Below are 19,478 nucleotides of genomic sequence, written 5' to 3'. Positions count from 1 at the left end.
AATGGATAAGTTAGTTGAAAGAATCGAAAAGCTTAAGCCATTTTTCGAAAAATTATCTAGAAACATCTACCTGAGATCTATTAGGGATGGTTTTATAGCTGGTATGCCAGTGGTTCTATTTTCAAGTATCTTTATCCTTATCGCATTTGTGCCAAATGCATTTGGTTTCGTATGGAGTGATAAGACAGTAGAAATGCTTATGAAACCATACAACTATTCTATGGGAATTTTAGGATTTCTAGTAGCAGGAACTACTGCCAAATCATTTACTGATATGGTAAATAGGACTATGGATAAGAGAAAACAAATCAACTTCATGTCTACTATACTTGCGTCTATGATTGGATTTTTAATTTTATCATCAGACCCTGCAGAAGAAGGTGGATTCTTAAGTGGTTTTATGGGAACTAAGGGTCTTATTACAGCTTTCATAGCAGCCTTTGTTACTGTAAATATCTACAAGGTATGTATGAGAAATGATGTTACAATAAAGATGCCAAAAGAAGTGCCACCAAACATTTCCAGGGTTTTTACAGACTTAATACCATTTTCTCTAGCGGTAGTTATACTATACATTGTAGATATTATTGTAAGAAATATATCTGGCTCAAGTGTTGCAGAATCAATAAGTTTAGGACTCGCTCCACTTTTCCAAGCAGCTGATGGTTATATTGGCCTTACCCTTATATTTGGTGCCATTGCCTTTTTCTGGTTTGTAGGTATCCACGGACCATCAATAGTAGAACCGGCTATAGCAGCAGTTTCATACTCAAATGTGGAGATAAACCTTGGCTTAATGCAGGCAGGACAACATGCGGATAAGGTAATTACATCTGGTACACAAATGTTTATAGTAACTTTAGGTGGTACAGGTGCAACGCTTGTAGTTCCATTTATGTTTATGCTTTTGGCAAAATCAAAGAGAAACAAGGTAGTAGGAAGGGCATCAGTTGTGCCAACCTTCTTTGGTGTAAACGAGCCAATCCTATTCGGTGCTCCTATAGTACTAAACCCAGTTTTCTTTATACCATTTATCTTTGCTCCAATCGTGAATGTATGGATATTTAAGTTCTTTGTTGATACCCTTGGAATGAACAGCTTTACAACCAACCTACCTTGGACAACACCAGCTCCACTGGCTATGCTTTTAGGACTTAACTTCCAAGTTAAGGCGATAATCTTGATCGTTATTTTACTAATAGTAGATACTATCATTTACTATCCTTTCTTTAAGGTGTATGACAAACAAATTTTAGAAGAGGAAAGGTCTGGAAAGACAGATGGTTCTAGCGAGCTTCAAGAAAAAGTAAAGGCTAACTTCGATACAGAAAAAGCTGATAAGATTTTAGCTGATAATAAAAAAGAAGAGGTTGAAAAGAAAGAAACTGTAGAGGAAAAACCTTCAGAAAATACAGAGGATGATAAGCCTATCAATGTACTCGTTCTTTGTGCAGGAGGAGGAACAAGTGGACTTCTAGCAAATGCCCTAAATGACGCTGCAGAAGAACATGGAGCTAATGTGTCAGCAGTAGCTGATAGTTATGGAGCTCACAGAAACATATTGCCAGATTTTGATCTAGTAATCCTTGCCCCACAAGTTGCTTCAAACTATGAAGATATGAAAAAAGAAACTGATCCACTGGGAATCAAGCTAGTAAAGACCCAAGGAGCCCAATATATTGGACTTTCAAGAGATGGTCAAGCTTCACTTGATTTCGTAAAAGAAAGTATGAAATAATGAGAAAACTACCAGAAAATTTTATATTCGGAGGCGCAACAGCCGCCTATCAATGCGAAGGTGCAACAAAAACTGACGGCAAAGGGCCAGTGGCTTGGGATAAGTACCTTGAAGATAATTATTGGTACACAGCTGAACCTGCAAGTGATTTTTATCATAAATATCCAGTAGACTTAAAACTTGCAGAAGAGTTCGGTGTAAATGGAATAAGAATCTCTATAGCATGGTCTAGAATATTCCCTACAGGATTTGGAGAAGTTAACCAAAAAGGTGTTGACTTCTACCATAGGGTATTTGCTGAATGTAAAAAAAGGGGAGTTGAAGCATTTGTAACACTTCATCATTTTGATACGCCAGAAGCCTTACACTCAAATGGAGATTTCCTAAATAGAGAAAATATTGAACATTTCGTAAACTATGCTAAGTTTTGCTTTGAAGAATTTAAGGAAGTAAATTTTTGGACAACATTCAATGAAATAGGACCTATAGGTGATGGACAGTATCTAGTAGGTAAATTCCCTCCTGGAATAAAGTATGACTTAGGGAAAGTCTTCCAATCCCACCATAACATGGTGCTTGCTCACGCAAAGGCGGTTCTATACTACAAGGAGAAAGGTTATGATGGGGAGATTGGAATAGTCCATGCCCTACCTACTAAATATCCTTACGATCCTACAGACGAAAGAGATGTAAGAGCAGCAGAACTTGAAGATATAATTCATAACAAATTCATACTGGATGCGACCTATCTTGGTAAATATTCAGAAGAAACCATGGAGGGCGTAAAGCACATCCTCGAGGTAAATGGTGGTAGTCTTGATATAAGAGATGAAGACATTGAAACCCTATCTAAGGCAAAAGACTTAAACGACTTTTTGGGAATAAATTACTATATGAGTGACTGGATGGCTCACTTTGATGGAAAAACTGAAATTACTCACAACGGAAAAGGTGTAAAGGGTGGATCAGTTTATCAAATCAAGGGAGTCGGCAAGAGGATGTTTGATGTAGATGTTCCAAGAACAGACTGGGACTGGATGATATATCCAAAAGGACTTTACGATCAGATAATGAGAGTGAAAAGAGACTATCCTAACTACAAGAAGATCTATATTACAGAAAATGGTCTTGGATATAAGGATGAGTTCAAAGATGGAACTGTCTATGACGATGCAAGAATTGACTATATCAAGCAACACTTCGAAGCAATCTGTGATGCTATAGATGACGGAGCTGACGTAAGAGGCTATTTCTTGTGGTCATTAATGGATGTGTTTTCATGGTCTAATGGTTATGAGAAAAGATACGGGCTCTTCTATGTGGACTTCGATACTCAAGAAAGGTATCCAAAAAAATCTGCCTACTGGTATAAGGAGTTAGCTGAGACAAAGGAGCTTAAGTAAAGGCATTAGTTTATCTCACTTATAGAAAATAATATAATCTTTTTAGCTGAATTTAGGAATCATTGGCTATACTGGTTGACTTAAGAAGCCATAGCTTATATAATTATAGTGGTAGTTACCAGTAGGAGGTATAAATGTTTTTAGATTCAGATTATATTAAGAAAAATGATGCTATAAATACTTATAGTGAGATTTTTCAACAAGCGACTATTTGGGAGCTTGTTTATAAAGAATATAGTGAAAGAAAAAATGGTATAGAAGAATTTTTGGCTAAGGCAAAAGGCGCTAGGGTTATCTTTACGGGTGCTGGTACTAGTGAGTATGTAGGCAATATCGCCAAGGAATACTTAAAGGCCCATGGTGATTTTGAATTTGAGTCTGTTGCTACAACGGATTTGGTTTCATCTCCTTATCTTCACTTTAAGAAAGATAGAAAGACGCTTCTAGTTTCTTTTGCAAGAAGCGGTAATTCTCCTGAGTCTCTAGCTGCGGTAGAGCTTTTAGAAAGCTTGGTGGATGATTTTTATAATCTAGCTATCACTTGTGCTGAAGATGGCAAGCTTGCTGAGAAATTATATGATGATGAAAAATCTTACGTATTTATAGAACCGGCTGGTACAAATGACAAGGGTTTTGCTATGACAAGCTCTTTTACTTCTATGCTTTTGACAAGTCTTTTGATTTTTGATAAGTCATCTATAGACAAAGAAGAAGCTGTCAAAAAGCTAGCAAAGGCTGGAAGAGAGATCCTTGATGATAAGGAAAATATTGAAAGTCTAGTAGATTTTGATTTTGACAGGATAATCTATTTAGGAAGTGGTCCTTTATATAAGCTTACCAATGAGGCAAGACTTAAGGTCCTTGAGCTTACTGCTGGTAAGATAGCAAGCATGTATGAGTCAAGCATGGGCTTTAGACATGGTCCAAAGTCTTTTGTGGATGATAGGACCTTGATCGTATCCTTCCTATCATCAAACCCTTACACAAGACAATATGATAAGGATATTTTAGATGAGCTATGTCTAGATGGTATCGCCAAAAGGATAATAGGAGTCTCAAGCGAAGAAGTCGAAGGAGACTTCGATAAGTTGGTTTATAAAGTAGACGGACTAGGAGATGCTTATCTTTGTGTCTTATTTGCTATGGTAGCTCAACTTATAAGTCTCATAACTTCTCTAAGGGTAGGAAATACTCCAGACAATCCTTCCAAGTCTCACACAGTAAACAGGGTTGTAAAGGGAGTTACTATCCACGAGTACGATAAGTAGGGCTTATGAGTCTTTATTCTGAGATTATAAAGGATATTACAGAGAAAATCTCCACTATGGAAAAGGGAGACAAGATTCCTTCTGAAAGGCAGCTTTGCATTGACTACGATGTGAGTAGGACGACTATTAGAAATGCTATAGGAGAGCTAGTCAATAGTGGTCTTATAGTTCAAATCCAAGGCAAGGGGAGTTTTGTTACAGGTAAGCATAATTTGAGGGACAATCTTTCAAATTACTATTCCTTTACCCAGAGGACCATAGCCAATGGTATGAAGCCAAAGTCTGAGATAATCGACTTTAGGATCAAGAAAGCCAACAAGGACTTGGCAGGGCAGATGAAGCTTGAGAATATGGACTTGGTGATTGAGCTTGTTAGGCTTAGGCTTGCAGATGATGAGCCTATGATGTATGAGACAACTTACATTCCCTATGAGAGGTTTACTAATATTTCTAGGGAGCTTGTAAGTAAAAAGCCCCTCTATGATATATTTGATGAATCAAATGCTGCGATTTTCACAGTAAATGAGAAGTTTTCTGTTGGGAATTTGACTAAAAAGATTGCAGGCTTCTTGGGACAGAGACCTGATGCCCCAAGTCTTAAGATTATAAGAAAAAGTTTTGATTTTGACGAGAATTTATTAGAATATACTATATCCTACGCCAGAGGAGACAAGTTCTACTATGAAACGAGTTATAGTCCGAGATAAGCTAAGGAGATTAAATGTATTATTCAGCAAAATATATAGTGCTAGAAGATAAAGTTTTAGAAGATTATTATATGGAAGTGGAAGATGGGAAAGTGAAGTCATTTTCCAAAGATAAGCCAGAAGAGTTTGAATACTTGGGAGAGATAATAGCTCCAGGTCTTGTAGATACCCACATTCACGGCTATGCCGGTAAGGACATCATGGATTGTGAAAAGGGCTATCTAAATGAAATATCCAAGGGGATTTTGGAATGTGGAGTTACAAGCTTTCTTCCAACAACCCTTACAGATACTACAGAAAAGCTCGATAAGGCTTGTGAGGTAATTGGCGAAGAATACGAAGACGTAGAAGGTGCCAAGGTTCGTGGAGTCTTCCTTGAGGGGCCTTTCTTCACAGAAAAGTATAAGGGAGCCCAAAATCCTTCCTACATGTCTGATCCTTCTATAGATAAGCTAAAAAGGTGGAAAGAGCTCTCTAAGGGCCTTGTAAATAAAATTGCCATTGCTCCAGAAAGAGATGGGGCAATCGACTTTATCAAAAAAGCCAACGCTATGGGCGTAAGAGTTGCCCTAGGCCATTCTGATGCGAGCTTTGAAAGGGCAGTAGAGGCAGTAGATGCTGGAGCTGATATCTTTGTCCATGTATATAATGGCATGAGTGGCCTCCATCACAGAAATCCTGGAATGGTGGGAGCTGCTATGAAGACTGATTCTATAGGAGAATTAATATGTGACGGCCATCACGTAAATCCTGCCGCAGCAGAGATCTTGATGGACGCAAAGGGAAGAGATAGGATAGCTCTTATTACAGATTGTATGTCAGCAGGTGGTATGGCTGAAGGAGATTACAAGTTAGGAGACTATCCTGTAATAGTAAAAGATGGAACAGCAAGATTAAAAGACAGCGGAAACCTTGCAGGATCTATCTTAAAACTTAAAGAAGCTGTCAAAAATGTTGTAGAATGGGAGATTGCAGATGTCTTTGAGGCTATCCAAATGGCAAGCCTTATTCCTGCCAAGTCTGTCGGAATCGACGATGTATGCGGCAAGATTCACGAAGGCTATGACGCAGACTTCATAGTCCTTGATGATAACTTAGACCTTACTGCGACCTTCCTAAATGGAGAAAGGGTATTTGGATGATACTAACGATAACAGCGAACCCTTCTGTAGATATTTCCTACCAATTAGAAAAGTTCAACATAGATGATGTTACAAGAACTAGTGATATAGAAAAGCATGCTGGTGGTAAGGGAATCCATGTTGGATATGTTCTAAAAGAATTGGGAAGTAAGCCTGTACACTCAGGATTTGCAGGGGGAAAACTTGGAGAATTTATAGAAGAAGGCCTAGAAAATAGAGGCCAAGAGGCAAGATTTGTTAAGATTAAGGGCGATACGAGAAATTGTATAGCCATCCTTCACGAAGGTAAGCAAACCGAAATCCTCGAGGCAGGCCCAACTATAAGTAAAGAAGAGGAAGAAGAATTCCTAAATAAGCTTGATCAAATAAGCGAGGGCTGTAATATAATAAATATATCAGGATCCCTTCCTAAGGGGCTTACAAGTGATTTCTACAAAGAGATAATAAAATATGCCAAAAAACATGATAAATTCGTCTCAGTAGACACTTCTGGCAATACCCTTAAGGACATGATCAATGCAGAAGAAAAACCAGACCTCATAAAGCCTAACGAAACAGAAATAGCTGACGTATTAGGCAGAAAAATAGAAAAGAAAGACCTTAAGGAAATTCTAAAGCAAGAACCATTTAAGGATATCCCATATATAATAGTGTCTATGGGAAAAGATGGAGCAATGGTTAAGATTAAAGATAAAATCTACAATGCCAAGGTTCCAAAAGTAGAAGCCGTAAATCCAGTAGGAAGCGGTGATTCATCCCTTGCAGGGGCGCTTTTTGCAATAGATGAAGGAAAATCTGACGAAGAAATAATAAAGACTTCAATGACTTGTGGTCTATTAAATGTTCTAACAGAAGAAATCGCCCATATAGAAATAGAAAAGTTTGACAAATATTTTGAAGAAATAAAAGTGGAGGAAGTATAATGAAAATTTCACAAGAAAAACTAGAAAATCTTAAACAATTAATCAATGAAGAAGGAGCCATAGCTGCCCTTGCAATTGACCAAAGAGGTTCAATGGAAAAGATGATGGGTAAAGCTAATCCTGACCTTAACAATGTAGAAGGAATAGGAGCATACAAGGAATTAGTTTCAAAAGAACTAACACCATTTGCCTCATCAATCCTACTTGACCCAATCTATGGAGAAAAAGGAATTGCAGCTAGGGCAGATAATGCAGGCCTTATCCTAAGCTACGAGCAAACAGGTTATGATGAATACGATGAAGGAAGACTTCCAAGACTTATTAACTTCATGAGCGTACTTAGAGCAAAAGAAATGGGAGCTAACGCTATAAAGACCCTTCTCTACTACGACTGTGATGATGAAGAAGAAACAAATGACATCAAAAGAGCTTGGGTAGAAAGAGTAGGCTACGAATGTGAAGGCCTAGGACTTCCACATTTCTTGGAAATCATCACTTATGATAGAAATATGGAATCTGAAAAAAATGCTGAATACGCAAAGGTAAGACCACACAAGGTAAATACTGCTATGAAAGAATTCTCTGATCCAAAATACAAGGTAGACGTTCTTAAGGTTGAAACACCAACCAATATGAACTTCGTAGAAGGACTCGGCAAGGAAGAAGCAGTTTACACAAGAGAGGAAGCAATCAAACACTTCAAAGACCAATCAGACTCAACTAACCTACCATTCATCTTCCTATCAGGTGGAATTACTGCAGAACTATTCCAAGAAACATTAAAACTTGCCAAAGAAGCAGACTCAAACTTCAACGGAGTTCTCTGCGGTAGAGCAACTTGGAAAGATTCAGTAGAAATATTTGGTAAAGATCAAGAAGAAGCCAAAAAATGGCTAGAAACAACAGGAAAAGAAAACATCCAAACCCTAAATGAAGTATTAAAAGAAACAGCTCACTCTGTTTTTGAGAAAATAGAAGAATAAAAAATAATGCAGGAAGCAAGGAGATTTTGCTTTCTGCATTTTATTTTAAGAAGAAATACTAGCGCTTTTTACAAGGCCATTTTCGATTACGAGTACAAGGCCTAGACCTGTGTCCTTACATTCTTCTAGGTAGGAATTAAACTCATCTACTGTCATGATTTGAGGCTCGGCCATGCCGCTTGTAGTTTGAAAGACTGTATCCTCATCAAAGGAGAAGTCATAGGTCGAATTTGCCATTATTTGGTAGTCATCCAAGGTTCCGACCTCTTCGCTATAGGATAGGCTACCCTTTATAGTAAAAGTGCTTGTAGAAGCGTCTGCGAAGGCTTCTTGGCAATATCCTATAGTACCCTGGGCTTTCCCGCCGCCTTCAGAGGCAAGGATAGTCAAGTATTGGCCATCAGCTAGGAAATCTTCACTTTCTGAAGGAGAGTCCTCTTGGATTTTTTTATCTTCAGAAGGACTTTCTTCTTGCTCCTTCTTATTTTCTAAATCTTCGTCCTTAGGAGCTTCTTTTTTTTCTTCCTTTTTCTCCTCTTTATCTTTCTTTATTTTTTCCTTATCCTTGGATTTTTGCTCTTCATTTTTTTCTTCATTCTTAGATTTTTGATCAGCTTTTTCTGTAATTTCTGCCTTACTATTTTTATCTTCTTTATTTTCTTTATTACTACATGAGCTAATAAATAGGGATAAAACTAGTAAGATGGAGATATTTTTAATTGATTTTTTCATATTTTCACCTCTAGGCTATTTTACCCCTATTTCGAATCTTTAGTATATTTATAAAAAATAAACGATTAAAAGTATTAGAAATGGGCTATATATAAACTAGGAAAAGCTTTTTAGATTTGCTTTCGATTTATCTTAAAATATAGTAGAATTTCTTAGCTAAAATTAAACTATTTCATAAAAATTTTAGAGATATTAGTAAGAATTTTATAAATATTTTGACAGGTAAATATATTTGACAAATCTTTTTATTAAGGCTACAATTTAAGTAGATGACAATTATAAAAGGAGGATTTTATGCTTTTTAAGACAACAGATCAACATGAGGCCCTACGTAAAAAAGTTAGAGCTTTTGCTGAAGAAAAAGTAAAACCAATAGCATTCGACCTAGATCAAAAGAATGAATTCCCAGATGACATAGTTAAAGAAATGGGAGAATTAGGATTCTTAGGAATACCTTATCCTAAAGAATACGGTGGTCAAGGTCTTGACGTTATTTCTTATGCAATCGTTGTAGAAGAATTATCAAGAGTAGACGGTGGTGTTGGTGTAATTTGTTCAGCACACACATCTTTAGGTTCATGGCCAATTTTTGCTTTTGGTACAGAAGAACAAAAGAAAAAATACCTAACTCCACTTGCTAAGGGTGAAAAACTCGGTGGATTTGGACTTACAGAAGAAAACGCAGGTTCAGACGCTGGTGGAACAGAAACAACAGCAGAACTTGATGGTGATAACTACATCCTTAATGGTAAAAAGATATTTATTACAAATGCTCCAAAAGCTGATACATATGTAGTATTCGCGGTTACTACACCAGGTATAGGAACACATGGAATTTCAGCTTTCATAGTAGAAAAAGATTTCGAAGGCTTCACCTTCTCTGATCACTACGACAAGCTAGGTATCAGATCATCTTCTACAGCTGAACTTCACTTTGAAAATGTTAAGGTTCCAAAAGAAAACTTACTAGGTAAGGAAGGTCAAGGATTTAAGATCGCTATGGCTACCCTAGATGGTGGTAGAATTGGTATAGCATCTCAAGCTTTAGGTATAGGCCAAGGCGCTTATGAATCTGCCCTAGCTTATGCTAAAGAACGTGAACAATTCGGTCTTCCAATAGCTCACTTACAAGCAAATACCTTTAAACTTGCTGACATGGCAACCCACCTACATGGTGCTAGACTTATGATTTATCATGCAGCAGAACTTAAAGAAAATCACGAAAGATATTCTGCAGAAGCTGCTATGGCTAAACAAGTTGCATCAGACCTTGCTATGAAGATAGCAACAGAAGCTGTACAAGTTTATGGTGGTTCTGGATTTATCAAGGGTGTTGATGTTGAAAGATTCTTCAGAGACGCTAAGATTACACAAATCTACGAAGGAACTAACGAGATCATGAGAGTTGTAGTAGGTGCTAATACTGTAGGTCGTGCTCCAAAGATGAAAAGAGCAGGGGGAAGAGGCAAAGATGCTGGCCCAATAGCAGGCTTACGTAAGAAAGAAATCTACACAGGTGATCCAAAAGAAGCAGTTGAAAAATTAGTTGCAGCTCTTAAAAAAGACGGATATGACTTCACAGTTGGAATCGATCCAAACACACCAATCCCAGAAGCACAAAGAGTAGTTGTAGCAGGTCGTGGTATTGGTGAGAAGAAAAACATGAAACTAATCGAAGATCTAGCTTACCAAGCAGGTGCAGCTATTTCATCATCAAGACCAGTTGCAGAAACACTTAAATACATTCCACTAGAAAGATACATCGGTATGAGTGGTCAAACCTTTAAGGGTAACCTCTATATCGGAGTTGGAGTATCAGGAGCAGGTCAACACTTGAAGGGAATGAAAAACGCTTCAACAATCGTTGCAATCAACAGCAGCGCTAATGCTCCAATCTTTAATAACTGTGACTACGGTATCGTAGGCGATGCTATGGTAATCCTTCCACTACTTATCAAAGAACTTGATAATGGAGAAGAAAAGAAACCAGCACCACCTATGAAGAAGATGAAAAGATCTAAACCAAGGAAAATGGCTCCCAAAGAAGATATTTACGTGGATTTGGGATCTGGTTACGAATATGACCCAGAAGTAGGCGATCCTACACAAGGAGTTGAACCAGGAACACCATTTGACAAATTGCCAGATGAATGGGTAAGTCCAGTTTCTGGAGAAGCTAAAGAAGAATTCATCAAAGTTGAATTCCCAGAAGACAGAAAGTAGTAGGAGGATTTAATGTATACAGTTAGAAAAGTAACAGATGATTTATATTATGTAGGTGGGGATGATAGAAGACTTGCCTTATTTGAGAATATATTTCCTATTCCTCAAGGAGTCTCTTACAACTCATACCTACTAATGGACGAAAAAACAGTTCTAATCGATTCAATAGATTGGGCTGTAACAAGAGAATATATGGTAAATATAGCAAGAGTTCTAGATGGTCGTGACCTAGACTACATGATAGTTCACCACATGGAACCAGACCACTGCTCAGCTATAGAACTTATGCTACAAAGATATCCAAACATGAAGATAATCTCTTCTGAAAAGGGAGTTATGTTTATGAGACAATTTGGTTATCATGTAGATGATAGATACATCGAAGTAAAAGAAGGCGATACATTTAGCTTTGGTAAACACGAATTTACATTTGTAGAAGCACCAATGGTTCACTGGCCAGAAGTTCTAATGAGCTATGATAGTACAGATAAGGTATTATTCTCAGCTGACGCCTTTGGTTCATTTATAGCAAACAACGGTAGATTATTTGCTGACGAAGTAGATTGGGATAGAGACTACCTAGACGAAGGACGTAGATACTACACAAATATCGTAGGTAAATACGGTACATTCGTACAAAAAGCCCTAGAAAAAGCAGGTGGCCTAGACCTTAAATATATCTGCCCACTTCACGGCCTAGTATGGAGAGATAATTTCGGCTATATTATTGATAAATACGTTCACTGGGCAACCTATGAGCCTGAAAAAGAAGGTGTGTTAATCGTATATGCATCAATGTATGGTAATACAGAATTTGCAGCCCAAGCCCTTGCAAGTAAATTATGCGAAGCAGGAATTACAGATATCTCACTAAGAGACGTATCAAACACAGATGTTTCTACCCTAATAGCTGAAACATTCAAATACTCTAACCTAGTTTTAGCATCTGTAACCTACAACCTAGGTATCTATCCAAAGATGAAGGACTTCCTAAACGATATGGCTGCTCTAAACTTACAAAACAGAGCTGTTTCAATCATAGGAAATGGTACATGGGCTCCACAAGCAGCAGAAAAAATGGAGAAATTCCTAGACGAAGAAATGAGACTAATGGACGTACTTCCAGAAGGACTCGATATAGTATCAAGCCTTAAATCATCAAAAGAAGGCGATATGGACGCTATAGTTGAAGGAATCAAAGACTCTATGAAGAAACGTAGAGAAGAAAAAGAAAAGGCTGCTTCACAAAAGAAATAAATCAAGTATTATATATTATGCTGTTTAACTCAGAAAACCTCCCCAATGCGGGAGGCTTTTGTTTTGGAAATTAATATGCTAGTATCTGAAAATAAAAAACTAAAATTTAACAAGGGATGATTTGGATTATGGATTTTTAAATCTAGATGTCTTATGTTTTTTGAGACTTGAGCTTTTTATTATTTTTGCAAAGTCTAAGACAGAAAATTATAAGAGTTTTCTAATTATTTGTTTTTCTGTAAGAAAATTATTCTAGAACCTAATAATTGTTATAAGAATTATTAAAATAAATTAAGCTTTAAATCCAATCCAAAAACTCCCAGATCAATTAAAATCTAGGAGTTTATTAACGGAGAGAATATGCTATTTAATTAGTTTCATAAATTCATCGTAAACAGCTTGGACTTGTGGTCCTATGATTACTTGGACAGCCTTAGGGCCTGGCTTCATAACTCCAGCTACTCCTGCTTCCTTTATTCTTTCGTCACTTACCTTTTCTTGGTCATGGACTGTTAGTCTAAGCCTTGTTGTACAATAGCTTGTGGTGTCGATATTTTCCTTGCCACCGAGACCTTCTAATATTACCGCCGCTGTCTTCTCGTAAGAATTTGAGTGAACTATCTTTTTCTCGTTTTCTTCTTCTAGTGCGCTTTTATCATCTGGTCTAACTTTCCCTGTATCTTCTGTTTTCCTACCTGGTGTAGCTATATCCCATTTTTCTATCAAAACACTAAAGACAAAATAGTAAAGAGCAAAATACACTATACCCATAATTACAAGTATTAGGATATTGGCGTGCATTGGGTTTTTTAGTGAAAGGATAAAGTCTACTAGTCCTGCAGAAAAACCAAATCCTGCGTAAGCCTTTAGACTTGCTGCAATAAAGACAGATATGCCGGTAAAAGCAGCGTGGATTAGGTAAAGTTGTGGAGCAGCGAACATAAATGAGAATTCAAGCGGTTCTGTAACTCCTGTTGCAAAAGATGCTAGAGCTGCGGCTATCATTATGGCCTTGGTTGATTGTTTCTTATCATTATCAGCCTTTTTGATAATAGCAAGGGCGGCTCCTGGAAGACCGAACATCATGATTGGGAAAAATCCGGCTTGATACATTCCTGGGTGATAGACCTTTGTGATTGATTCTTGAACATTACCCAAGAAGTTAGGAATGTCGTTGATTCCTACAAGGTCGAACCAGAATACTTGGTTAAGGGCGTGGTGAAGACCTGTAGGGATTAAAAGTCTGTTAAAGAAAGCATATATTCCTGCACCTACTGGACCTAGATTTAGGAGGATTTGTCCGAAATTAACAAGTCCTACATAAATGATTGGCCAAAGGATAAAGAGGATTCCTGAAGCGACCATGGCCATAAATGAAGCCATGATTGGAACAAGTCTTCTACCTGAGAAAAAGGCCAAGAAATCAGGAAGTTTAGTTGAGAAGAATTTGTTGTAAGCAAATCCACCGATAATACCTGATAAGATTCCAACAAATACATTGCCGTTTCCCATTGTTCCAAAGGCTGTTGCCCTAAATTCATCAGCTGCAGTCCATGTTTCTAAATCCAAGCCTGAAAGCATGGCTACTGTGTTTGGAGCGAGCAATCTTATAATGGTCAAAAATGATACAAGACCTGCTAGAGCACTGGCTCCGTGGTTGTCGTGAGCTATACCGTATGCTATACCAACTGCAAAAATAATACCTAAATTGTCGAGGATTGATCCTCCAGCAGAGATTAAGAAGGCTGCTATTGGTGATCCACCTCCCCATAAGTCTGGGTCGATTGCATAACCTATACCCAAAAGAAGAGCTGCAAGAGGCATTACAGCGACTGGTTGCATTAGGGATTGCCCTAATCTTTGTAGTTTTTCCTTCATAACTACCTCCTATATAAAACGTTTACACTATAATTTTATCACACTAATAAGGCGTATTTCAATATTTTATAATAAGATGTTAGAGAGAAATCTCTTGATAGTATATAGTTTATCTATAAAAATTTTCTTATAGGAAATTTGGAATAATTAGATAAGAGCTTAGTTTAATTGGATTCTATAATCTTTGTTCGAATCATAATTTACTAAGCTATATCTATCTTCTAAGCTTAAAATTTAGAATATAAAAAGCGAGGAAGGCTTATTGAATTTATAGCTTCCCCGCCTGAATTTAGATTTTATAGATAATCCTATAACAGATACTTTCTGTAATCGGATTATCATTTCATAGATTAAGGATTAGTCGTCTACCACTTCTCCTGTTAGGGCGTCTACTTCTTTGTCGTCTCCATTTTCTACGTCGATTTCGTATTTTGTCTTGCCATCATCTGTTGATAGGCTCCACTCAACAACTTTGGCATCTTCTTGACCTGTTAGGGCCTTATCCATTGCTTCTTCTGGGCTTATAACTGCTGCAAAGTCGATTGGCTCAGCTGTTTCGTTATCGTCATCGTCTTCTTCGTTTTGAGCCTTGATATCAGCTGTGTTGGCATCAAGAGTTAAGCTGTATTCTTTGTTGTCTTTTCTACCTTCGATTTCGTATTCATATTCTCCATTTTCAAGTTCTAGAGAAACACCTTCTATAGCTATTTCTTCGTCGGAGAAAGTTTCTTTGAATTTGTCAACTGCTCCATCGAGGTCGATTTTTACTTCTTTGATGTCGCTTGTTGCAGTCTTTACTGCAGTTTCTACATCATCTTTTGTTTCTTTGGCAGAATCTTTCGCATCTTTGGCAGAATCTTTTACATCTTCTACCTTTGTCTCAGCTTTTTCGTTAGTTTCGTTAGTATTTGTATCAGTATTGTTGCCACAAGCTGCAAAAATCATTCCTGCAGAAAGTGCAAGGGCTAAAAATTTTTTATTCATATACTCTCCTTAATTGTTTTTCTTCATAAAGATATTATAACACAAACTTAATAAATGTAAAGTTTAGTTTTAAAATATTGGTATAAGAGCTTATAATTAAAAAGAGCCGGCCTAGGCCAGCTCAATAGGATAAAACTATTTGTTTTCTCCTGCGTTATCTTCTGTTTCTAATTCTTCTTCTGCAGCGTCTTTTGCAGCGTCTTTAGCGTCATCAGCTTTTTTGTCTACAGAGTCTTTTGTGTCATCAGCTTTTTCATCTACTGCGTCTTTTGCATCTTCAGCTTTTTCATCTATAGCATCTTTTTTGTCTTCAGCTTTTTCGTCTACAGATTCTTTTGCGTCGGTTGCTTTTTCTTCAACTTTTGTTTCAGCTGGTTTAGCTTCTTTGTCAGCGTTGTTTCCACAACCTGCAAGTGCAAATGATGCAACTAGTAACATTGCTGCTAATTTGTTTCTTTTCATTTTTATCACTCCCTTATTTTCGTTAACAATGAATTGTTACGTATTTATTATATACCCAAAACATTTTTTGTAAAACATTTTTTAAAATAATTAATAATTCTTAACTAGAAATTAATCTATTTATGATATAATTTTTAATTAATAGGAGGAGAATAGATGAAAGTACTGATAGTTGAAGACGAAAGAAAGCTTTTAAGACTTCTTGATGAAGGCCTAAGCCTTTTGGGTTATGTTACAGATACGGCAAAGGATGGGAAAGAGGCGATAGATCTAGCCTACATAGAAAATTATGACATTATTATCCTAGACATTAATTTACCTAAGAAGGATGGATTTGAGGTCCTAAGAGATATAAGACAATTTGACAAGGAAGTAAATATTATAATGCTTACAGCAAGAAGTGACATAGATGATAGGGTAAGAGGTCTTGACTTTGGAGCCAACGACTATATGACCAAGCCCTTTGATCTTAAGGAGCTTGATGCGAGGATGCGTTCTCTTTTAAGGAGAAAGTCTATTATGGAAGAAAAAGATATCACAATTAACGGAGTATGCTTTGATACTGTAAAAAGAGAGGCGAGTTTTGAGGGAAAGCCACTTACTCTTACAGCTAAGGAGACGGGAATTATCGAGTATCTTTTCCTAAATAGGGAAAGGTATGTAAGCGTTGAAGAGCTTATGGATCATGTGTGGGATTCCAATGCAGATGATTTCTCTAATACTGTAAGGGTCCATATGTCTTCTTTGAGAAAAAAGATTAAGAAGGCTACTGGCAAAAATTTCATAGAAAACGTCATAGGCAGGGGTTATAAGATTTATGAAAAATAAGAAATCTTACGATTCTATAATAACAAGGTTAATTTTCTCAATAGTAATAATCTTTATACTGATGGTCCTAATTTCAAACTTTCTTATAAATAGGAAGCAGATTATGATAATGGAGGAAGTCTTTGAAGGATTTTCTAGAAATTTTCCAGAAAATAATGAATCTGTAGTCCTTCTTATAGATAGTGCCCAGGTCCAATCCACAAGCTCCTTCAGGGTGTATTTGGCTTTTGTCGTAGCGTCAGTTGTCCTAATTGGATCTTTAGCCTTTGTTTTTATAATCAAAAAAACCCTAGAGCCCTTAAAGAAACTAGAAGATAAGATAGGAAGGGTAGATATAGAAAATCCCGATAGCTTTTCAGAAAAGCTCGTCGTAGTCGATGGGCCTACGGAGATTAAGGAGCTTTCCGAGAAGTTTGATGATTTAATCCAAAGGATTTATAAGGATTACAAAAAGCAAAAGGAATTCTCATCAAATGTCGCTCACGAGCTAAGGACACCTATAGCTATAATGCAAGCCCAGGTAGATGTTTTTAGTAAGAAGAATAACGACGAGAATAATCTAGACTTTATTGAAACTATGGATGCTAATCTAAAGAGACTTAAGAAGCTTATAGATTCTGTCCTGCTTTTAAGCAAGAGAAATAAAATAAAAATAGGATCTGTCAATCTCGATAATATGATAGATGAGATTTTTCTTGACCTAGATGACTTTGCTTCTAGTAAAAATATTAGCCTCGACTATCAATATTCTAATATAAGCATTAATTCAGATGATGTCCTAATCCAAAGGCTTATCTTCAATATAATAGAAAATGCAATCAAATATACAGAAGATGGCGGGTTGGTCGATGTTAGTGTAATTCAAGGTCAAAAAGAGACGATAATAAAAATCGCCGATAATGGAATTGGGATTAAAGATGATAAAAAAGAAGAAATATTTGATCTTTTCTATCAAATAGATGACTCAAGAAACAAGGAAGGCTTTGGCATAGGTCTTTCTCTATCCAAGGATATAGCAGAAACTCTGGGGGCTATCATAGAAATAAGAGACAATAATCCTAAGGGAACAATATTTTTGATAAAATTTAGGAATATTTAACATAAATTTAACAAGGTCTATGCTAAGATATAATCGAGGTAAGGATATGATATACAAAAAAAGAAGAAATGTTGGAATTTTACTTTTACTAATCTCAATAGCCTTCATCATTTATGGAGCTATGAGAGGAGAGATGGATACGGTTTTGGGAAAGGCGATTAAGTTATGTTTGGAGTGTATAGGAATTGGATAAGATAAAAAATATAAATCGTATGGCTATCCAAGCTATAGCGACTCTACTTACAAATATCCATATCCCAAACTTCTTTAAAGGAAATATCTATACAGGCTCTACTAAAAGGGCTTGCGTACCTGGACTTAACTGCTACTCCTGCCCGGGCGCTGCTGGATCTTGCCCCATAGGATCTATGCAAGCTGTAATGGGTGCCAAAAAATACAAGTTTTCCTACTATGTAATAGGATCTATGATGTTTTTTGGAGTAATATTTGCAAGGCTTATATGCGGATTTCTTTGCCCCTTTGGATTTTTTCAAGATTTATTGGCGAAGATTCCCTCTAAAAAATTAAGTACTAAAAAACTAAAGCCCTTGCGCTATGTTAAGTATCTGATTCTAATAGGACTAATACTTGCTATGTCACTTGTACTAGGCGATAAGTACGAAGTGGTTCCTCCCATATTTTGCAAGTATATTTGTCCTCAAGGAATCTTAGAAGGTGCGATCCCACTTGCTATCAAAAACCCATCCCTAAGATTAGGACTCGGAAGCTTATTTAACCTCAAGCTTACGATTTTGATCATAACGATTATCCTATCTATAGTATTTTACAGACCCTTCTGTAAATGGATTTGTCCATTGGGAGCCTTCTACTCCCTATTTAACAAATACTCCTTCTATCAGATGAATGTAGATAAGCACAAATGCATAGACTGCGGCAAATGTGCTAGGGTTTGTAGGATGGATGTGGATATAAGAGAAAATGATCACCATCTAGAATGTATAAGATGCGGTGATTGCAAGAAGAATTGTCCAACAAAGGCCATATCTTCCTCATTTAGGCAAAGGAGAGAAAATGAAGAATAAAATAATATTTGCCCTAATTTTAGCTTTAGGTCTTACGTCTTGTGGAAACAGCACGCAAAAGGCAGACGATAAGGCTAAAGACATGGCGGAAACAAAACAAGAAGAAGTCAAAAAAGACGAAAAAGACGACAGCAAAGATTCAGATATGAAAGAAGAAGCGGTAAAGGCAGATGACAAAGAAAAAACAGAGTCTGTAGATGCTTCTAAAGCTCAAAACAAAATGCTTCCAGACTTTACATCCAAAGACCAAGATGGCAACCCTTATTCTAAAGAAGACATCGCTAAAAACGATGCGACCGTAATTAATTTATGGTTTACAGGTTGTTCTGCTTGCGTAGAAGAGATGGATGATCTAAACGAATATTCTAAAAAACTAAAAGAGCAAGAGGGAGTTGACTTTGTATCAATGTGTACAGATGTAAACTACGATGATTCAACTAAAGAAGCTTTTGAAAGAATCATGAAAGACAAAAAGCCAACTTATAAAAACCTTGCAGTGGACTACGAAGGAGAAATCAAGGACTTCCTAGAAAATATCTTCGTATATCCAACGACAATAGCAGTTGACAAAAACGGCAATGTAATAGGAGATCCAGTAGAAGGAGCCCTAAACATTCCAGAACAACAAGAAAAACTCCAAAAGAACATTGACGCGGCTATAGAAAGCAGCAAAATGGCAAAATAATTTCATAAACAAATCATAATATCTCAGACCCCACAATTTATTTCTCCATATAAATTGTTGGGTCTTTTGTTTTATCTGCTACTTTGTTGTTAAAAATCTCCTTTTATTATATAATAGTTATAT

General features: G+C 36.8%; 18 protein-coding genes. 14 read left to right on the top strand and 4 right to left on the bottom strand.

Features of this window, described 5'->3' with window-relative positions; translation table 11 throughout:
• The first annotated feature begins 1 nt into the window (after nt 1).
• The 7 genes from C7D97_RS07095 to C7D97_RS07065 all read left to right on the top strand — a co-directional run bounded on the left by C7D97_RS07095 (nt 2) and on the right by C7D97_RS07065 (nt 8,164).
• Entirely contained in the window at nt 2–1,738 is a 1,737-nt protein-coding gene (locus C7D97_RS07095) for a lactose-specific PTS transporter subunit EIIC (RefSeq protein WP_105301376.1), read from the top strand.
• Nucleotides 1,738–3,141: a 6-phospho-beta-galactosidase gene (gene lacG / locus C7D97_RS07090; protein WP_205408056.1), complete on the top strand. Its 1,404-nt coding sequence runs from the start codon at nt 1,738–1,740 to the stop codon at nt 3,139–3,141. Before C7D97_RS07095 ends, lacG begins: the two co-directional genes overlap by 1 nt.
• Before the next feature lie 134 nt (nt 3,142–3,275).
• Entirely contained in the window at nt 3,276–4,409 is a 1,134-nt protein-coding gene (locus C7D97_RS07085; protein ID WP_105301374.1) for an SIS domain-containing protein, read from the top strand.
• Between the two features lie 5 nt (nt 4,410–4,414).
• A complete protein-coding gene (locus C7D97_RS07080; protein ID WP_105301373.1) occupies nt 4,415–5,116 on the top strand; it encodes a GntR family transcriptional regulator in 702 nt (233 codons plus the stop codon).
• A 14-nt stretch (nt 5,117–5,130) separates the two neighbouring features.
• Nucleotides 5,131–6,258 carry an N-acetylglucosamine-6-phosphate deacetylase gene (gene nagA, locus C7D97_RS07075; RefSeq protein WP_105301372.1) on the top strand — a complete coding sequence of 376 codons (1,128 nt, stop codon included), beginning with the start codon at nt 5,131–5,133 and terminating at the stop codon, nt 6,256–6,258.
• Complete coding sequence (locus C7D97_RS07070; RefSeq protein ID WP_105301371.1) at nt 6,255–7,181, top strand: hexose kinase; 927 nt, start codon at nt 6,255–6,257, stop codon at nt 7,179–7,181. The genes nagA and C7D97_RS07070 overlap by 4 nt, the downstream gene beginning before the upstream one ends.
• Entirely contained in the window at nt 7,181–8,164 is a 984-nt protein-coding gene (locus tag C7D97_RS07065) for a tagatose 1,6-diphosphate aldolase (RefSeq protein WP_105301370.1), read from the top strand. Before C7D97_RS07070 ends, C7D97_RS07065 begins: the two co-directional genes overlap by 1 nt.
• Before the next feature lie 45 nt (nt 8,165–8,209).
• Here C7D97_RS07065 and C7D97_RS07060 read toward each other — a convergent pair whose 3' ends face one another.
• Entirely contained in the window at nt 8,210–8,896 is a 687-nt protein-coding gene (locus tag C7D97_RS07060) for a hypothetical protein (protein ID WP_105301369.1), read from the bottom strand.
• A gap of 294 nt (nt 8,897–9,190) precedes the next feature.
• On the opposite strand from C7D97_RS07060, the gene C7D97_RS07055 reads away from it, so the two are divergent.
• A complete protein-coding gene (locus C7D97_RS07055; protein WP_105301368.1) occupies nt 9,191–11,119 on the top strand; it encodes an acyl-CoA dehydrogenase family protein in 1,929 nt (642 codons plus the stop codon).
• A 12-nt stretch (nt 11,120–11,131) separates the two neighbouring features.
• Nucleotides 11,132–12,376 carry an FprA family A-type flavoprotein gene (locus C7D97_RS07050; protein WP_105301367.1) on the top strand — a complete coding sequence of 415 codons (1,245 nt, stop codon included), beginning with the start codon at nt 11,132–11,134 and terminating at the stop codon, nt 12,374–12,376.
• Nucleotides 12,377–12,739: 363 nt separating this feature from the next.
• Here the strand turns inward: C7D97_RS07050 and nagE are convergent, their stop codons facing one another.
• The 3 genes from nagE to C7D97_RS07035 form a co-directional block, all read right to left on the bottom strand.
• Entirely contained in the window at nt 12,740–14,254 is a 1,515-nt protein-coding gene (nagE, locus tag C7D97_RS07045; protein WP_105301366.1) for an N-acetylglucosamine-specific PTS transporter subunit IIBC, read from the bottom strand.
• Between the two features lie 357 nt (nt 14,255–14,611).
• Nucleotides 14,612–15,238: a PepSY domain-containing protein gene (locus C7D97_RS07040; RefSeq protein ID WP_105301365.1), complete on the bottom strand. Its 627-nt coding sequence runs from the start codon at nt 15,236–15,238 to the stop codon at nt 14,612–14,614.
• A gap of 135 nt (nt 15,239–15,373) precedes the next feature.
• Nucleotides 15,374–15,700 carry an LptM family lipoprotein gene (locus C7D97_RS07035; protein ID WP_105301364.1) on the bottom strand — a complete coding sequence of 109 codons (327 nt, stop codon included), beginning with the start codon at nt 15,698–15,700 and terminating at the stop codon, nt 15,374–15,376.
• A gap of 156 nt (nt 15,701–15,856) precedes the next feature.
• Between C7D97_RS07035 and C7D97_RS07030 the strand changes: the two genes are divergently transcribed.
• Genes C7D97_RS07030 through C7D97_RS07015 form a run of 5 tightly spaced genes read left to right on the top strand, consistent with a single transcriptional unit; the run spans nt 15,857 to nt 19,355 of the window.
• Entirely contained in the window at nt 15,857–16,528 is a 672-nt protein-coding gene (locus C7D97_RS07030) for a response regulator transcription factor (protein WP_105301363.1), read from the top strand.
• On the top strand, nt 16,518–17,627 hold the full coding sequence (locus C7D97_RS07025) for a sensor histidine kinase (RefSeq protein WP_105301362.1): 1,110 nt from the start codon (nt 16,518–16,520) through the stop codon (nt 17,625–17,627). The genes C7D97_RS07030 and C7D97_RS07025 overlap by 11 nt, the downstream gene beginning before the upstream one ends.
• A gap of 46 nt (nt 17,628–17,673) precedes the next feature.
• A complete protein-coding gene (locus C7D97_RS10590) occupies nt 17,674–17,820 on the top strand; it encodes a CD1871A family CXXC motif-containing protein (RefSeq protein WP_162841577.1) in 147 nt (48 codons plus the stop codon).
• Nucleotides 17,813–18,670, top strand: coding sequence for a 4Fe-4S binding protein (locus C7D97_RS07020; RefSeq protein WP_105301361.1), 858 nt, complete (start codon nt 17,813–17,815; stop codon nt 18,668–18,670). The genes C7D97_RS10590 and C7D97_RS07020 overlap by 8 nt, the downstream gene beginning before the upstream one ends.
• Nucleotides 18,660–19,355 (top strand): TlpA family protein disulfide reductase, encoded by a 696-nt coding sequence (locus C7D97_RS07015; protein WP_105301360.1) that lies wholly within the window; start codon nt 18,660–18,662, stop codon nt 19,353–19,355. Before C7D97_RS07020 ends, C7D97_RS07015 begins: the two co-directional genes overlap by 11 nt.
• The last annotated feature ends 123 nt before the right edge of the window (nt 19,356–19,478 follow it).

Origin of the sequence: Anaerococcus marasmi (genome assembly GCF_900290195.1) — a bacterium.
Taxonomy (GTDB): domain Bacteria; phylum Bacillota; class Clostridia; order Tissierellales; family Peptoniphilaceae; genus Anaerococcus; species Anaerococcus marasmi.
The sequence above is the reverse complement of the archived record's forward strand: the minus strand, read 5'-3'. Positions and strand labels throughout refer to the sequence as shown.

Bases quoted from the DNA above. Each gene is read 5' to 3' on its own strand.
- C7D97_RS07055 (WP_105301368.1), top strand. From the start codon at position 9,191: ATGCTTTTTAAGACAACAGATCAACATGAGGCCCTACGTAAAAAAGTT.
- nagE (WP_105301366.1), bottom strand. From the start codon at position 14,254: ATGAAGGAAAAACTACAAAGATTAGGGCAATCCCTAATGCAACCAGTC.
- C7D97_RS07065 (WP_105301370.1), top strand. From the start codon at position 7,181: ATGAAAATTTCACAAGAAAAACTAGAAAATCTTAAACAATTAATCAAT.
- C7D97_RS07035 (WP_105301364.1), bottom strand. From the start codon at position 15,700: ATGAAAAGAAACAAATTAGCAGCAATGTTACTAGTTGCATCATTTGCA.
- lacG (WP_205408056.1), top strand. From the start codon at position 1,738: ATGAGAAAACTACCAGAAAATTTTATATTCGGAGGCGCAACAGCCGCC.
- C7D97_RS07085 (WP_105301374.1), top strand. From the start codon at position 3,276: ATGTTTTTAGATTCAGATTATATTAAGAAAAATGATGCTATAAATACT.
- C7D97_RS07095 (WP_105301376.1), top strand. From the start codon at position 2: ATGGATAAGTTAGTTGAAAGAATCGAAAAGCTTAAGCCATTTTTCGAA.
- nagA (WP_105301372.1), top strand. From the start codon at position 5,131: ATGTATTATTCAGCAAAATATATAGTGCTAGAAGATAAAGTTTTAGAA.
- C7D97_RS07025 (WP_105301362.1), top strand. From the start codon at position 16,518: ATGAAAAATAAGAAATCTTACGATTCTATAATAACAAGGTTAATTTTC.
- C7D97_RS07050 (WP_105301367.1), top strand. From the start codon at position 11,132: ATGTATACAGTTAGAAAAGTAACAGATGATTTATATTATGTAGGTGGG.
- C7D97_RS07080 (WP_105301373.1), top strand. From the start codon at position 4,415: ATGAGTCTTTATTCTGAGATTATAAAGGATATTACAGAGAAAATCTCC.
- C7D97_RS07060 (WP_105301369.1), bottom strand. From the start codon at position 8,896: ATGAAAAAATCAATTAAAAATATCTCCATCTTACTAGTTTTATCCCTA.
- C7D97_RS07015 (WP_105301360.1), top strand. From the start codon at position 18,660: ATGAAGAATAAAATAATATTTGCCCTAATTTTAGCTTTAGGTCTTACG.
- C7D97_RS07030 (WP_105301363.1), top strand. From the start codon at position 15,857: ATGAAAGTACTGATAGTTGAAGACGAAAGAAAGCTTTTAAGACTTCTT.
- C7D97_RS07040 (WP_105301365.1), bottom strand. From the start codon at position 15,238: ATGAATAAAAAATTTTTAGCCCTTGCACTTTCTGCAGGAATGATTTTT.
- C7D97_RS07070 (WP_105301371.1), top strand. From the start codon at position 6,255: ATGATACTAACGATAACAGCGAACCCTTCTGTAGATATTTCCTACCAA.
- C7D97_RS10590 (WP_162841577.1), top strand. From the start codon at position 17,674: ATGATATACAAAAAAAGAAGAAATGTTGGAATTTTACTTTTACTAATC.